Source organism: Lamprobacter modestohalophilus (assembly GCF_016583905.1).
GTDB classification, from domain to species: domain Bacteria; phylum Pseudomonadota; class Gammaproteobacteria; order Chromatiales; family Chromatiaceae; genus Lamprobacter; species Lamprobacter modestohalophilus.
This window is the reverse complement of the sequence record NZ_NRRY01000026.1, coordinates 57588-72448: the sequence shown is the minus strand read 5'-3', so window position 1 is coordinate 72448 and position 14861 is coordinate 57588. Positions and strand designations below refer to the sequence as shown.

The following is a 14861-nucleotide window of genomic DNA, read 5'->3' as shown; positions in this document are numbered from 1 at the left end:
ACCAAAGGCGAGGCCTACGATCCAAAGCACGCCTTGAGTCAGGCGGTTTAACCGCCGCGAGCACCGATGAGGGATTGAGTCACATCCGAGCGAGCACGATCACCCACACCACGAGTTTCTAACCACGAGTTGCTAAGAGTGACTGTCACTGTGATGGCATGAAAGGCTTGTCCTGCATTCCTGAAACCCTGTAATCCTCACCAGCCGGCATCGCCGAGACTGAAACAGTGATAAGGACAGGAATGCGCGCGGATTCCATCAGGGCGCGAGGAGCGATCACGCCACCTCATCACGACGCCGGATATATGGCCGCAACGTTTCCTTCTGCTGAACAGTCAAGTGGCTCTTGCATCGCGGGGCGGACCATATATGAGGTAGTGCGGTAGGCGAGCCCGATGCTTAGGGTCAATCTCCAGTCCCATGAAGAGCAGCTCGCCACGCAAATCAGCGCAGTCACCCTTGAGCATCAGCATCGGCATGTTCCATTCATGCCATCGGTTGGTGCTGTCGCGGAATCTCAGCAGCCTGCCGAAACTCTCATTGCGGCGGTCAAACGTGGTCGCTTCGATCAACAGCGGGCCGCAGACCCATTCGTCGGTCCGTGTTCGCTCCTCTGCCGTTTCATGGAGTCCGTGGTAGTAGACGCCTGGACGCCGATTCGCCTTGCCCGATTTCCACCAGTCCAGGTAGACCCGCCAACACGGACACTCTGATGCTTTCGGCGGCTCGGTGGCTTCGATGCTGTCATCGTCTGGCGGCTCGTCTGCGGGGTCGATAGCTGCACCAAGGTCCGCATCGGGTAGACCCGGTAGACTCACGGTATCGGCCTTGGGTCTACCGTTTTTCGTCTTACCATTCAAAGGGGTAGACCCGGTAGACTCAGTAGACCCGTTATTTAAGGGTGCTGAGGTCGATTCTGGCTTTAGTTGGATGCCCCGCCGCGCAGTTGATGCACTCATGCTGCCGCTCCTTGCGCAGCGCGGCGCAGTCGATACAGATCGTTGAAGTCGCTGGGCTTGGTGTCGAGGTCCAGTCCGGTCCAGTCCGGCATCAGCAGTTTGGCGCCGATGTCGAGTGCCGCGGCGCGGGCCTTGGTCTTGCCAGGGTTGCCCTCGGTCCAGCGGTCATCGTCTCCACAAACGATGATGTTGGCCTTTGGATGCTGGCTGCGGACGTAGCGCGCGACGGCGAGCAGGTTGTTGGCGTTGAAGGCGACGAAGACGGCGGCGCCGATCGCTTCGTGAAGACTTGCGCCAGTGGCGAAGCCTTCAGCGATCAGCAGCTCCTCGCGGCGAACCTGATCGCTGATGAGATAGCAGCCGCCAGCGATGCGCCCACCAGTCAGGAACCTCTTAACGCCAGTGGGGAAGATCGTTTGAACGCTGCTCAGGCTGTTGCCGACCGTGACAGGTATCTGTAGCGCGATACCCTGCTGGCGGATGCCATGGGGCTGTATCTGCTTGGTGATGAGGTACTGGTGATAAGGATCAGCAGGCGTTGTTGAGTCGAGGATGACCTTGGCCTTGTCTGCGGCCTTGGCGTACTGATCGCGCTGCTGTTGGTCGCGCTCTCGCTTGGCCTGCTCAATCAGTGCCCTCAGGTCGGCGCGTTGTTGGGGCGTCTGATCGTCTGCCGAGACACTGCACCAGGTCTCTGTCCTGCCGAGCTTCCAGCTTCCAAAGACGCCAGCCGGGGTGCCGTCGAGATAGAGTGCATACCATCCGTTTTTGCTGCCGGGCTTGTCGCCATCGCAGCGGAAACGGTGGACATTTCCATCGGGGATGATGGTGGGGTTGCCGAGTCCAGCGGCGTGAATGGCTAAGGCGAAATCGAGGGCGGGGTTGGTGGTGCTCATGCTGCACCTCCTTCAAAGATGCGGCGAGCTTCAGCCCGGAAAGGCTCTAGGCGCTCTGAATAGTGCGTATCGGCATCGGCGTCGATGTACTGACAGACCGCCTTCTTGCACAGCGCGCGGCCGGCCTCGGGTCGAGTCACCAGTGCGTTGGCCTCCACCTTTCGAGCACCAAACTCGCGCAGATAGTTCTGCACGTAAGGCTGCTTATGGTCCTTGTGGCGCGGGTCGGCTAAATCCTTGCCTGAGCCTGTTTTGAGGTTGTCGATCCAGCTCAGGTTGTGCTGTCCGATGAAGTCTGAGTTGAGCCCGAACCGATCCACAATGATGCGCTCAGGGGACCAGCCACCAATGGCCCCTGACAGCTCCGCCATGTTGGCCCTCAGACTGGCACTGATCCGCAGACCAGCCGGGTCATGGTCGCCGCAGTAGAGTAGAACGCCTTGGCGCCCTTCGCGCTCGTGCTCCTGGAACCGCCTCATCATGTCGGCGCGCAAGTGCAGATCACTCCATCCCTTCGCGTTGGCTAGCGGGATGCAGTATCGGCCGCAGATCGAGGCAAAAAGACTCTTGAGGTCGATTTTCTCCACGACCATCTGCACGAAGAATGCCTGACCATCCCAAAATGACAGCGGCGTGTAGCGGTCAACCATCCAGTGAACCGAGCTGCGTACCGACTCCACGTAATCCTCGGGGGTGTCGTCGTCGATCACTTCGAGGTTGCTGAAGGATCGGGCCTCATCAATAGCGCAAATATCCAGCGGCAGAATCCCGCGCTTGCGGCACTCGTTGATGATCTCTTGCGCTTGGTCGAAATCCGACTTGAGTAACCCGGCTTCGGCTTCGAGCACGTAGCACCAACCACGACTGGAAACCTCAAAATCGAGTCTCGATCGGATTTGCAGGATCGCAGCGGCGAACGCCTCAAGTTGATCCTGATAACGCGCGCTCGCCTGGGCCGATTGGCGCCCACGTTGGCGCACTGGAAGGGTGATGCTGCTCATGCTGCACCCTCCTGGGCGACTACCCATCTGTCCAGCGCTTGCGATAGATGCGGGGACCAGCGTGGATACTCCGATCCCTGCCGCATCTGGATCGTAAGCATCAGGTCGCCGGCGCGGCGGCGGATGTGGGCTAGGTGTTGGTCACGACGCTGGCGATAGGGGCCAAGGTCGATAACAGCGCCGGACGGATGCCGGGCGCGGGATGTTGATTTTTCGGTGTGCAATGGTCGATCTCCAGATATGGATATCGACCGCCGTCGAGCAGGCAGAGGCACGCGCAGACAGACCAAGGGTGCTGTATCATTGCGCGTGCCGGTGCCCAGCCGTCCAAGCGGTCAGGGCTTTACCGTCGAGGCGTTGGTAGCGCTTCGGCGGACGGTTGAAGGTTATCACAAGCTGCGTCTGAATCAGCCCGGTCGAGGTGGCGTCTCGTCCGGGCTTTTGTTTGCCCGATGTCTTGCCACCTCTCTTGCTGCTTGCGCCGGCGTTGTTGGCGTCGGTCCCTGGATCGGTGGCTCATTGTTCGCCTCCATCCAGCCAGACTTGAAGATCGATCAGCGGCGCGGCGGTATCGCCCAAGGTCGCAAGCAAGCATCCAATCGATTGGATTTCATGCTGGGCTAGTTCTTGGCTTGCGTCGCTGGTTGCCATCATTCGACCGATGGCGGCGATACCGCTACCAATCGAGACGAGATCAGCGCTCGGGTCTAGCGGAATCTTCCTTAGGTCGGCTGGTTTGTATCCAGCTTTCTCGCAAAGCGTTGGGTAGCTGCGCACCATGGCGGCGAGCGAGCCCCAATAGCTGAAGGACGGCAGATGGAGCGCTTCGCTAATGGTCGCCGGGGTGAATGGCTGTTGAGTGCTCATTGCTCGCCCTCGCCTTGGCTGGTCAATCTCCCATCAACGGTGACGTGCCAGCGATAGCGGCCGGTGGCCTTGCCCATCACAAGCCAGCCGTCAACGTCGCCGTTGCACTCCACCAGCTTGATTGCATCGGCGCTCAGTTCATCGCCGGTTGCTCGGTTGATTGCGTCGGCCAGGTCTCGCAGATCACACATAGGATTGAGCGATCGGGCGATGAGGGGATCAATGCGCGGTCGCGCTTCGTCAAGCTCTGCGGCTTCAACGTATTCCCATGTAATGCGCTTCAGCTCAGCGGTCAGATGTTCGACGGCGCTAATGAGCCCTGCACGCTGCTCGATGTCGTCGGTGAGTTGTGCAGCCGATGCAGCGGCATAGCTGGCGGCGGATAGTTCAAAGAGGTTGTGGGCTTCGAGTGGGTGCATGATGGCGCTCCTAAAGGTTGATCTTGGTCGCAACGACACTGAGGAAGACGGTCAGCACAATGCCTGCCGCTGCTCCCGCGATACGCCAATAGGTCCGCATGTCGCGGATCGCGTCCTCCGATAGCCGGATACGCTGATCTTGTCCTTCTAGCAGCCGCTCGATTCGTTCGATTGTCTTATTGCTCATTGGATGCGCCTCCTATGCTGCTTCCGCGGTGCCGAGACTGCGCAGCGCTTGCATGAAGGAACCACGGCGGTAGTAATTTCGGCCTCGGATTTGAACAGGCTCAGGCAATAGCCCATCTCGGCGCCAGCGCCATTCGGTCATGGTGCTGATGTCGCCGGCCAGGCGCCGAGCTTCAGCGCTGGTCAATAGGGCGTCGGGGTGAGGGTCGGCGATTAGGGTCGCCGTATTATCGGCCGCGATCGCGGCACGTCGAAGGTGGGTTTCCATCGGTTAGCACGTCTCGTTGTTGAACGTGCTAACAGGTTAGATGCCGTTATCGTTTGAGACGATTACGGGTTTTTGCAGATTTTGCAGAAATCACGAATCTCGTTCCTTGTTGCCTCGCTCTACAACAGCTTTCCACATTTGAACGTTGGGGTCGTTTTCTCGTTCTTTTTTTGCTTTGTAGTATCGATCCCTTGCAGTTGACGGGGATATGTCGAAGTATTCTGCGACCTTTTCAAATGCAGGACCAGGCTCGCCGTTTCGGGAGGTCGCTAACCCCTCTTCGATTGCACGGTCAACCCAATACATCAACGACGCATCATTTGCTTTCTTCCTGTCTGCCGTGATGTCTGGCGGCATCCTTCCAAGCGGGCCAAATGCCTGTCCATAAGTGCATTGTTCGTAACCAAAACGGAAAAGGGAACCAGCAATATAAGAGTGCAGCGCTGGCGGCATCGCCCGGTTAGCCCGCATCAGGTCGCCGGCCATTTGTGCTGCTCGACGCTGAGCAGATTTGTCACCTGTGAGCGCAGCGTCAATCATTGCGTCCAAGCGTCTCGCGGCCTCCGGATCGCAGCTCCACGATCCACTTGGGTGTTGTTCAAATCCAGCAAGCCAATCATCGGCAATGGTCGGCATCAGCTCGCCTTCACTTGTGTCTAGATCGAGATCATGCCGCAGTGGAAGCGACGGTCAGCCTTGTGAATTGTTCATCCTTCAGACCCTCACCATCTCCACCACGTTATCGGCCCCGATCTCGCCAACATGACGTAGCAGGTAATCGGCCCATGCATCTAAGGTTCGGCGGCGGTCTGAGAGGTGTTCGGCGCGGTTGTAGACGCCAGCGATACCGCCCTTGGTGCCGCTGGCATGGTTCACGATGGCCTCCAGAACATGAGGCGCGATCCGCAGCTTGTCGGCTGCATGGGTCACGAAGCTGCGACGCAGATCATGGAGTCGCCAGGACTCGGCCAGGTTGGCGCGACCATCGAGACGCCCCTTTGATTTGCTCCATCCGCTGAATGAGGATGCCCCGCGACTTGTGAATACAAGCTCGGTGTTGAGTCCCATCGCGGCCTGCTCTGCGCGGCGAGCTTCGATGATCTCAAGCGCTGGTGCGGATAGCGGAACGATGTGCTTGCGTCCGTTCTTGGTGCGCTCGGGAGGGAGAACCAAGGCGGTGCATGTCGCTGTCGGACGACCCTGGTTGTCATGCTCCAGTGCGTAGTCTTCAACGATCTCGCTCCAGCGCATCCCGCCGATTTCCTCTCTGCGCTGGCCGGTGAGCATGAGGATTCGGACAATCCCTTGATACAGGTCGCCATGCCCGACATGGGTGGCCTCGGTCGCCTTCCAGATGGCGCGCAGTTCGTCCATGCTAAGAACGCGGTCCCTCGAGACTTCGGACCCTGCCTTGTCGATGTCGAGCGTTGGGTTACGGTCGATGATGTGACGCGCCTTAGCCCACTTGAAAATCAGCCGGAGGTAGGCCAGCACGCGGTTCGCCATGGTGGTTGATCCGCGCTCGATGAGCTGGTCGAGCGACTGAATGATGTCGCGCTCGGTGATGTCGGCCATGGGACGCTCGGCCCAGCCGGTGAAGACATCAGACGATAGCGCGCGCTCCATCTCATTCAGCGTACCCGGTGCTGGTCGCTTGTTCTGGCGCCCGATGTAGAGCTTGAGGAAGCTGGCGCGGACGGTGGCGTAGGTATCACGCGAGCGCTGCATCAATGCCTCTTGGCGCTCGCTGCGGATGCCGGACGGGTCTTTGCCTTGCTTGGCGCGCTCGATGGCCTCCTGGGCCTGCTGGCGCGCAGAGGCAAGGTCCAGCTCGGCAGTGCTGCCGATCGTGACACGGACCTGCTTCCAGACTCCGCCCTTGAGTTGGCGCGTCATCACGAAGTAGACGCGCTTGCGCTTGCCGATGCGGACACCAAAGCCAGGCAACACGGTGTCGAAAATATCGTGCTGGACTTTGCCATCGGGGAGCTTGGTTTGCTCGATGGTGGCGCGGGTGATGCGTTTGGCGCCGGGCCTGGTGGCCGCGCTGATAGACTTGCCAGTAGCCATTGCCGAACCTCTGCTTCAGGTTGGTGGTGGTCAGGGCTCCGACACGGTTGCCGCCGTGTCGGGGCTTGCTGCTTTCTAGGTAACGGGATTTTTAGGTAACGCTCTAGGTAACAGCTTCTCCCGTTAGGCCAAGGGAAAAAGGCGTTACCTAGCGATAAGGAATGATAGCAGTATGAGCAGGGAAGGCAAGCAAGACAAGGGTTTATGGCGCGCTGTCTCGCTGATTATGGGAGGGTGAGAAACGGGCTGTTTTGCCGTTTCCGTTGACTGTTAATCAGTGGGTCGCAAGTTCGAGTCTTGCTCGGGGAGCCAATTAAGTTAACGGCTTAGTCTTGTTTGAGGCTAGGCCGTTTTTCTTGCCCGTCACAAAAATATAAGACCCGCTGCGGTTGGCCTGGGTGATCGTACGTCAGGGCTGATCCGAAGCACGGCTTTTCGATTGTCGCATCGCTCGAGAACCGCTATGGTGTCGCGCTGTTCACACCCGCAGCCCGATCTACTGATGCTCGACGTTTCCGATCTCGCTTGCCGTCGCGGTGAGCGTCTCCTGTTCAGCGGCCTCAGCTTCCAGGTGCCCGCGGAAACCTTGTTGCATGTACGCGGACGCAACGGTAGCGGTAAGACGACACTCCTACGCGCGCTCTGTGGCCTGTTGCGAGCAGATGCCGGTAGCATTCGCTGGCGCGGCGAGACCATTCGTGACTTGGCTGAAGACTATAATCGCGACCTACTCTATTTCGGCCATCTCAATGGCATCAAGGCCGATCTGACGGGACTCGAGAACCTCAGAATCGCCAGTACCCTCGATCAAGACCCGGCCGACGCGGACGCGATCTTCGCGGCCCTCAGCCGCATCGGGCTGGAAGGCTTCGAAGACCTGCCGACCCGAATGCTCTCCCAGGGGCAAAAAAAACGCGTCGCACTAGCACGCTTGATCTTAAGCAAGGCGCCGTTGTGGATCTTAGACGAGCCTTTCACTGCGCTCGATGTCGATGCGGTCGACCTCTTGCAGCAACTCATCGCCGAGCAGGTGGCCCGCGGCGGCTCGGTGATCTTGACCACCCATCAAGAGGTTCCTTTGACCAGCGGCGCCATCCAACGTCTGACGCTCGGCGAGGCCAGCGATCCGGTCAGCTCGGAAAGCACCGAGTCCGAGACGCGACATTGATGTCCATCCTGTCGATAACGCGTCGCCATCCCGAACGATGAAGCGCTTGCCTCAAGGTCAGCTCGGTCACTCATGCTAAAGGTCTTCTATTGCGTCCTCTCTCGCGACATCACGCTGGCCCTGCGTCGGCGCACCGACGTACTGACGACGCTGTTCTTCTTCATCATCGTCGTCAGCCTGTTTCCGCTTGGTGTCGGCAGCGAGCGCGAGCAGTTGCGGATGCTCGGCCCGGGCGTGGTCTGGGTCGCTGCCCTGTTAGCGTCGATGCTGGCCTTGGAGCGGCTGTTCGCCGCCGACTACGACGACGGCACGCTGGAGCAGCTCTTGCTCACCGGCCAACCGCTAGCGCTGCTGGTGCTTGGCAAGGTCGTCGCGCACTGGCTGCTGACCGGCCTGCCCTTGGTGCTGATCGCGCCCTTGGTGGCGATGCAATACCACCTGAGCGGCACCGCGATCTGGGTGATGATGGCCGCCTTGGCCCTTGGCACCCCCGTGTTGAGCCTGATCGGTGCCATCGGCGCTGCGCTGACCCTGGGGCTGCGCGGTGGCGGCATCCTGTTATCGCTGCTGATCCTGCCACTGTATGTGCCGGTGCTGGTCTATGGCGCCGGCGCGGTCTCGGTCAGCGCGATCGAAATCGCCGACACGCAACCCTATTTCTACCTGTTAAGCGCATTCCTGATGGGCTCGGCTCTACTTGCACCACTGGCCGCCGCGGCAGCGCTCCGCATCTCGCTGGAATAGACCGATGCCGCCGCTTGCCGCCATCGCTGACCCGAGCCGCTCGCAGTGTGTGACACCAATGGACGGTACCAATGGATCACCGCAATGGGCGGCAGCAACAGAATACATCGAACTTTTCGAGGTTAAGATCGACTATTTCTGCGTCTCCCGCACCCGGCCGCCGAGCCTGGATCACTGATCCGCTGCTAGAATCAACAACCTTGCCACTATCATGACGATCAACTGGTTCAAATTCGCCTCACCAGCCGCGTTCTACCCGATCGCGGGCCGCCTCATCCCATGGTTCAGCCGCGTCGCCCTTGCGCTGGTGCTCATCGGCCTGTTCTGGGGCTTCTTCCTCACCGCTGATCAGCTTGGCGGCAGCAACCCGCAGAAAGAGTATTACCGGATCATCTACGTCCATGTGCCCGCGGCCTGGATGTCGATGTGGCTCTACCTGGTGCTCGCTGGTTGGTCGGCGATCGGCCTCGTGTTCAACACCCGCCTGAGCTTCATGATGGCCAAAGCGGTCGCCCCAACCGGCGCCATCTTTACCTTCTTAGCGCTCTGGACCGGAGCGCTTTGGGGCCGTCCGAGCTGGGGCACCTATTGGGACTGGGACCCGCGGCTGACCTCGGAGCTGCTGCTGTTCTTCCTCTACATCGGCTACATCGCGCTGCACTCGGCGATCGACGACACCCGGCGCGCCGACCGAGCCGCCGCGCTGCTGGCCATCGTTGGCCTCGTCATGGTTCCGGTGATCTTCCTCTCCATCAACTGCCCTGACCCGAATCAGTGCGCGGCGCTGCATCAGCGATCCGATCCGGGCAGTATCCATCTGAGTATCCTGATACCGATGTTGACCATGACCCTCGGACTCTGGTCCTATTCGTTCGCCGCGGTATTCGCGCGTCTGCGCACCATCATCCTGACGCGTGAGTCAGACAATGCCTGGGTGCGCGATGTCATCGCTCAGGAGACGACCGCATGATGGAGTTTTTCAGCCAGGGCGGCTACGCCGGTTATGTCTGGGGTGCATTCGGCATGACCTTTGGGCTGCTGTTGATTGAGGTTCTGCAACTGCGCAGCAGCCGCAAGACCACGCTCACCCGCATTGGCCGGCTGCTCCGCTTGCGCGCCCCTCGTCAAGCCAGCACCGGAGCCGACCCACAGCGGGGAACCTCTGGACCAACATCCTGATCCTACAGGGGCCGGCTCAGCCTAGATCATCGACCTAGATCATCGACCCGAATCAGCCGCCCGATCGATTGCCACGCGGAGTGCTCAATATGAAAGCAAGACAAAAACGATTGGTTTTAGTCGGCCTTGCGCTGGTCGGCGTCGCCGGCGCAACCACGCTGGCGCTCAGCGCATTGCAGAGCAATATTTCGTATTTCTTCAGCCCGAGCCAGGTCATGGCTAGTGAACATCCAACCGACGCGGTGTTTCGGGTGGGTGGCTTAGTGGTTAAAGACACGCTGGCCCGCCAAGAAGATGGCCTGACGGTTCACTTCAAGGTCACCGACAACGCCGCGGTGGTTCCAGTCAGCTACACAGGCATCCTGCCGGATCTGTTCAGCGAAGGACAGGGCGTCGTCGCCAAGGGCCGCATCGGCACTGACGGTGTCTTCTATGCCGAAGAGGTCCTCGCCAAGCATGACGAGTCCTACATGCCGCCTGAGGTCGCCGATACCCTGCAGACCGCCCATGTCGACGGCATCGTCGAGCAGACCACCGGGACCAACACTCCCAGGAGCATGACCCAGTGATCCCAGAGCTCGGACACCTCGCGCTGATCTTCGCGCTGATCCTCGCCACCGCGCAGGCGGCGATGCCGCTAGCCGGCTCGCTGACCGGTAACCGGCCTTGGATGACGATGGCGCGGCCGCTGGCCTACGGGCAATTCGTCTTCGTTGCCATCGCCTTCGTTGCCTTAGTCGAGGCCTTTCTCACCAGCGACTTCTCGGTGCTCTACGTCGCCCAGAACTCGAACTCGCTGTTGCCCGACATCTACAAGGTCTCAGCGGTCTGGGGCGGACACGAAGGCTCCCTGCTGCTGTGGGCACTGATGATGGCCGGCTGGGGCGCCGCTGTCGCCGCCTTCAGCCGCAACCTGCCGCTGCCCGTGGTCGCGCGCGTGATCAGCGTCATGGGCATGGTCGCGATCGGCTTCTTGCTCTTCATGCTGCTCACCTCCAATCCCTTCGAGCGCCTGTTTCCGGTGCCACCGGAAGGGCGTGACCTGAACCCGCTGTTGCAGGATTTTGGCCTCGCCATCCATCCGCCGATGCTCTACATGGGCTATGTCGGCTTCTCGGTCGCCTTTGCCTTTGCCATTGCGGCGCTGATCGGTGGCAAGCTCGATGCCGCTTGGGCACGCTGGTCGCGGCCTTGGACCACGGTCGCCTGGGTGTTCCTGACCATCGGCATCGCGCTCGGCTCCTGGTGGGCCTACTACGAGCTTGGCTGGGGTGGCTGGTGGTTCTGGGACCCGGTCGAGAACGCCTCATTGATGCCCTGGCTGGTCGGCACCGCCTTGATCCATTCGCTCGCGGTCACCGAAAAGCGCGCCGCATTCAAGAGCTGGACCGTGCTCTTGGCTATCTCGGCCTTTTCGCTCAGCCTGCTCGGCACCTTCCTGGTCCGCTCGGGCGTGCTGACCTCTGTGCACGCCTTCGCCACTGATCCTGAGCGCGGGTTGTTCATCCTGATCTTCCTCTGCATCGTCATCGGCGGCTCGCTGGCGCTCTATGCCTGGCGGGCGCCGGAGGTCTCCGAGGGTGGGCGCTTCGACCTGCTCTCGCGTGAGAGTGCATTGCTGCTGAACAACCTGCTGTTCGTCGCCTTCACCGTGTTGGTGCTGTTCGGCACCCTGGCGCCACTGATCTATGAGGCTTTTGATCTCGGCAAGATCTCGGTCGGCTTCCCTTGGTTCAACAAGATGTTCTTGGCGCTGGCGCCGTTCCTCGCCCTGCTGCTCGGCATCGGTCCGGCGACGCGCTGGAAGAGCGATCAGCCCTGGCGTCTGACCAAGCTGCTGTGGCTGGCCTTTGCGCTCAGTATCGGCGTGCTGGCACTGACCTCGATGTCCGCCGTCAGCGGCGACGATCTCTGGGTACCGGTTGGTATCGCCTTGGCGGCCTGGCTGTTGTTCTCGCATCTCATCATCCTGCGCGAGCGGCTCAAGCATAAGCAGCAGGGCTGGCGCCAGGCCATCGTCGCGGACTTCAGCGGCAATGGTCGTAGCTTCTACGGTATGGTCGTCGCCCATCTGGGCGTGGCGATGTTCATCGTCGGCGTCACCATGGTCTCGAACCATCAGATCGAGAAGGACCTACGCATGTCGCCCGGCGACAGCCACGAGATGGCTGGCTATCGCTTCGAGTTCTTGGGCGCACAGAAGGTCAACGGCCCGAACTATCGCGCCGACCAAGGGCATTTTCTGGTCTATCGCGGCGAGCGGCAGATCGCTGAGCTCTTCCCCGAAAAGCGTTCCTACCTCGGCGGCGGGATGCCAATGACCGAGGCGGCGATCGATGCCGGCTTCTTCCGCGATGTCTACGTCTCGCTCGGCGAGGCGGTTGGCGGTGGTGACTGGGCGCTGCGGCTCTACTACAAACCGTACGTGCGCTGGATCTGGCTCGGTGCGGCACTCATGGCCCTCGGTGGCGCCATTGCCGTCTCCGACCGTCGTTATCGCACGGCCCGCGCCCGCAGCACCGCGCCCGCGGGCGCTGTCGGCGCCAAGGCCTAGCAGGAGCAACGCAGTATGTCGAAATCGGTTCGTTTCCTGATCCCGCTGATCATCTTCGGCGCCTTGGTCATCCTGTTGGTGATCGGGCTCGGCAAGGACCCGAGTAAGGTACCCTCACCGCTGATCGGCAAATCGGTCCCAGCGTTCAGTCTTCCCGAGCTCACCAACCCCGGCCGCAGCGTTGGCGACGAGGATCTCAAGGGGCAGATCTCGCTGGTCAACGTCTGGGCCTCCTGGTGCGTCTCTTGCCGCCAGGAGCACCAGGCGCTGATGGCGCTCTCCAAGGAGACCGACTTCCAAATCGTCGGCCTCAATTGGAAGGACGATGCGCAGGATGCGCTCGCCGTGCTGCGCATGTCCGGCAATCCCTACGCGATGAACGGTTACGATCCGGATAACAAGGTCGGCCTGCACTGGGGTGTCTACGGCGCCCCTGAGACCTTCGTCGTCGACCAGCACGGCGTCATCCGCTATAAGCACATCGGCCCCATTGATCGCAAGATCTGGGAAGAGACCCTGCAACCGCTGGTCGCACAGCTCAAGGCGGAAGGCGCCTGATGCCCCCACTGCTCAAGAAGGACCCGCTGATCAACATGTCTCGCGTGATCAAATCACTGGCGCTTGGCGCACTACTGCTCATCGGCAGTGGCTCAGTCAGCGCCTATACGCTGGAAGAATTCCAATTCGATAGCCCCGAGCAGCAGACCGAGTTCCGCGAGCTGATCGCCAAGCTGCGCTGCCTGGTGTGCCAAAACGAGTCCCTGGCCGGCTCCCAGGCCGAGTTGGCTCAAGACCTGCGCAACGAGGTCTATCGAATGATGCGCGCCGGGCAGTCACAAGACGAGATCCTCGACTTCCTGGTCGAGCGCTACGGCGATTTCGTGCTCTATGATCCGCCGTTGAAGCCATCGACCTACCTACTCTGGTTTGGCCCCTTCGTGCTGATCGGGATCGCTGGCTTTGTCGTCGTACGCACCATCCTTGCTAAGAAGCGTGCCGCTGACGAGCCCATCTCAGCGTCCGAGCAGGAGCGTCTCAAGGCACTGCTCGACAACAGCCCCGATAGCCCCTCTTCCAGCTCTCGATCGACCTAGCCCGCACGCCATCTGATCATGACCATCTTCTGGATACTCGCTGCTGGGCTAGCCGGCCTAGCGGTCCTCTTCGCCGTTGCGCCCCTGCTCACGCCCACGCAAACACCTCAGGACGCACCTGCCCCTGATGACACTGAGGCCGAGCAGGCCCTCCTGAACCTTGAGCTGTTCAAGCAGCAGCTCACCGAACTGGATGCCGATCTCAGCAGCGGCAAGCTCGACCAGACCGTCTACGAGGCCGCACGGCGCGACCTCGAGCGCGAGCTCTTGCACGACCTCGGCGATCGCGATCCGCTCACAGCTGCGCGCGGCATCGAGGCCAAGCAACGCCGCTATCGGCTGCCCGGTCCCCGCCCCACCGCGCTGGCGTTGGTGCTGGCAGTCCCCCTCACCGCCTGGGCGCTCTATGGCCTGATCGGCAGCCAGGCGATCATCCCGCAGCTAGAGCAGCTTACGGCCAGCGGCGGCGCGGGCGGCAGTGGTGGCCACGGCGGCGGCCAGGCCGAACTGCCACCGCTTGAAGAACTGGTCGCAAGGCTCGAAGAGCGGCTGGAGCAAGAACCGGGTGACGCCGAGGGCTGGATGATGCTCGGGCGCACCTACTTCGCCACCGGTGATCGCGAACGGGCGCAATCGGCGCTGGCTCAGGCTTACAAGCTTCTGCCCACAGACCCACTGATCGTACTGGCCTACGCCGAGTCGATTGCAACCAACAACGACAACCAGCTCGAGGGGCGGCCAGCCGAGCTGATCTCAGAGGCGCTGAAGCTCGAGCCCAACAACGCCACCGCGCGCTGGCTGGCGGCGATGGTCGCCTTCCAACGCGGGCAGTTCCAGTCTGCCGCCACCACCTGGCGCAAGCTGCTCGAACAGCTCGACCCCGAGAGCGAGGATGCGGCCGAGCTGCGCACCCTGATCAGCGATGCCGAGCAGCGCGCTGGCCTGCCTGATGAGGCGCAGCAGATTGCTCAAGCGGGGATAGCGGCTGCAGAACAGCCCTCGGCAACAGCATCTGCCGGAGCGGATGTTCAAGACAGGCCGATCAATACGCCTGCTGAAGCTGCGCAGCCGGGCGTACAAGTCAACGTCGCCCTAGCCACCGAACTCAGCGGCCGCCTGCCGCCCAACACCCCGGTGTTCATCTACGCCAAGGCCGCCGCCGGCCCGCCGATGCCGCTCGCGGTGCAGCGCGCAACCCTTGGCGATCTCCCCGTGCAGGTCCGGCTCGATGACAGCATGGCGATGATGCCGGCGATGCAGCTCTCCAACTTCCCGCAGATCATCGTCGGCGCTCGCGTCTCGCCATCCGGTCAAGCTATGCCCCGCCCCGGCGATCTGCAAGGCGAGACCGGGCCGGTCGAGAGCACAGCGAGCGACCCGGTTCAGGTCCGTATCAATCAGGTACTGCGGTAAAACAAGCAGCAGTCGATCAATCGCGCACGACACGAAAACACGA

19 protein-coding genes and 1 tRNA gene are annotated in these 14861 nt (G+C 61.2%); 11 read left to right on the top strand and 9 right to left on the bottom strand.

Translation table 11 applies throughout. From position 1 onward, the window contains the following. Positions 1-335: 335 nt before the first annotated feature. The 9 genes from CKO42_RS15525 to CKO42_RS15485 form a co-directional block, all read right to left on the bottom strand. Entirely contained in the window at positions 336-818 is a 483-nt protein-coding gene (locus CKO42_RS15525) for a DUF927 domain-containing protein (RefSeq protein ID WP_200246007.1), read from the bottom strand. Positions 819-955: 137 nt separating this feature from the next. After that, the gene (locus tag CKO42_RS15520) at positions 956-1855 is read right to left on the bottom strand and encodes a toprim domain-containing protein (protein ID WP_200246005.1); all 900 of its coding nucleotides are present in this window, start codon (positions 1853-1855) and stop codon (positions 956-958) included. After that, a complete protein-coding gene (locus CKO42_RS15515; RefSeq protein WP_200246003.1) occupies positions 1852-2856 on the bottom strand; it encodes a hypothetical protein in 1005 nt (334 codons plus the stop codon). Before CKO42_RS15515 ends, CKO42_RS15520 begins: the two co-directional genes overlap by 4 nt. A 516-nt stretch (positions 2857-3372) precedes the next feature. Next, complete coding sequence (locus CKO42_RS15510; RefSeq protein ID WP_200246001.1) at positions 3373-3636, bottom strand: hypothetical protein; 264 nt, start codon at positions 3634-3636, stop codon at positions 3373-3375. Between the two features lie 83 nt (positions 3637-3719). Then, on the bottom strand, positions 3720-4142 hold the full coding sequence (locus CKO42_RS15505; protein ID WP_200245999.1) for a hypothetical protein: 423 nt from the start codon (positions 4140-4142) through the stop codon (positions 3720-3722). A 10-nt stretch (positions 4143-4152) separates the two neighbouring features. Then, positions 4153-4329 (bottom strand): hypothetical protein, encoded by a 177-nt coding sequence (locus CKO42_RS15500; RefSeq protein ID WP_200245997.1) that lies wholly within the window; start codon positions 4327-4329, stop codon positions 4153-4155. A 12-nt stretch (positions 4330-4341) separates the two neighbouring features. Continuing rightward, positions 4342-4596, bottom strand: a complete 255-nt coding sequence (locus CKO42_RS15495) for a hypothetical protein (protein ID WP_200245995.1) — start codon at positions 4594-4596, stop codon at positions 4342-4344. 90 nt (positions 4597-4686) lie between these two features. Next, positions 4687-5232 (bottom strand): hypothetical protein, encoded by a 546-nt coding sequence (locus tag CKO42_RS15490; protein WP_200245993.1) that lies wholly within the window; start codon positions 5230-5232, stop codon positions 4687-4689. Positions 5233-5310: 78 nt separating this feature from the next. Beyond that, positions 5311-6666 (bottom strand): tyrosine-type recombinase/integrase, encoded by a 1356-nt coding sequence (locus CKO42_RS15485; protein ID WP_200245991.1) that lies wholly within the window; start codon positions 6664-6666, stop codon positions 5311-5313. Positions 6667-6883: 217 nt separating this feature from the next. Here CKO42_RS15485 and CKO42_RS15480 point away from each other — a divergent pair. The 11 genes from CKO42_RS15480 to ccmI all read left to right on the top strand — a co-directional run bounded on the left by CKO42_RS15480 (position 6884) and on the right by ccmI (position 14818). Beyond that, positions 6884-6978, top strand: a tRNA-Ser gene (locus CKO42_RS15480). Between the two features lie 190 nt (positions 6979-7168). Beyond that, positions 7169-7834 carry a cytochrome c biogenesis heme-transporting ATPase CcmA gene (ccmA, locus tag CKO42_RS15475; RefSeq protein ID WP_200246019.1) on the top strand — a complete coding sequence of 222 codons (666 nt, stop codon included), beginning with the start codon at positions 7169-7171 and terminating at the stop codon, positions 7832-7834. A 72-nt stretch (positions 7835-7906) separates the two neighbouring features. Then, the gene (gene ccmB / locus CKO42_RS15470) at positions 7907-8578 is read left to right on the top strand and encodes a heme exporter protein CcmB (RefSeq protein WP_200245989.1); all 672 of its coding nucleotides are present in this window, start codon (positions 7907-7909) and stop codon (positions 8576-8578) included. 4 nt (positions 8579-8582) lie between these two features. Beyond that, positions 8583-8756 carry a hypothetical protein gene (locus CKO42_RS15465; protein WP_200245987.1) on the top strand — a complete coding sequence of 58 codons (174 nt, stop codon included), beginning with the start codon at positions 8583-8585 and terminating at the stop codon, positions 8754-8756. Positions 8757-8789: 33 nt separating this feature from the next. Next, on the top strand, positions 8790-9548 hold the full coding sequence (gene ccsA / locus CKO42_RS15460) for a cytochrome c biogenesis protein CcsA (protein WP_200245985.1): 759 nt from the start codon (positions 8790-8792) through the stop codon (positions 9546-9548). After that, positions 9545-9757 carry a heme exporter protein CcmD gene (gene ccmD / locus CKO42_RS15455; protein ID WP_200245976.1) on the top strand — a complete coding sequence of 71 codons (213 nt, stop codon included), beginning with the start codon at positions 9545-9547 and terminating at the stop codon, positions 9755-9757. Before ccsA ends, ccmD begins: the two co-directional genes overlap by 4 nt. 89 nt (positions 9758-9846) lie before the next feature. Next, positions 9847-10326, top strand: a complete 480-nt coding sequence (gene ccmE, locus CKO42_RS15450) for a cytochrome c maturation protein CcmE (RefSeq protein WP_200245974.1) — start codon at positions 9847-9849, stop codon at positions 10324-10326. Further along, positions 10323-12311 (top strand): heme lyase CcmF/NrfE family subunit, encoded by a 1989-nt coding sequence (locus CKO42_RS15445; RefSeq protein WP_200245972.1) that lies wholly within the window; start codon positions 10323-10325, stop codon positions 12309-12311. Before ccmE ends, CKO42_RS15445 begins: the two co-directional genes overlap by 4 nt. Positions 12312-12326: 15 nt before the next feature. After that, the gene (locus tag CKO42_RS15440) at positions 12327-12869 is read left to right on the top strand and encodes a DsbE family thiol:disulfide interchange protein (protein ID WP_200245970.1); all 543 of its coding nucleotides are present in this window, start codon (positions 12327-12329) and stop codon (positions 12867-12869) included. Further along, on the top strand, positions 12869-13405 hold the full coding sequence (locus CKO42_RS15435; protein ID WP_242479423.1) for a cytochrome c-type biogenesis protein: 537 nt from the start codon (positions 12869-12871) through the stop codon (positions 13403-13405). The genes CKO42_RS15440 and CKO42_RS15435 overlap by 1 nt, the downstream gene beginning before the upstream one ends. An 18-nt stretch (positions 13406-13423) precedes the next feature. Further along, a complete protein-coding gene (gene ccmI, locus CKO42_RS15430; RefSeq protein WP_200245968.1) occupies positions 13424-14818 on the top strand; it encodes a c-type cytochrome biogenesis protein CcmI in 1395 nt (464 codons plus the stop codon). The last annotated feature ends 43 nt before the right edge of the window (positions 14819-14861 follow it).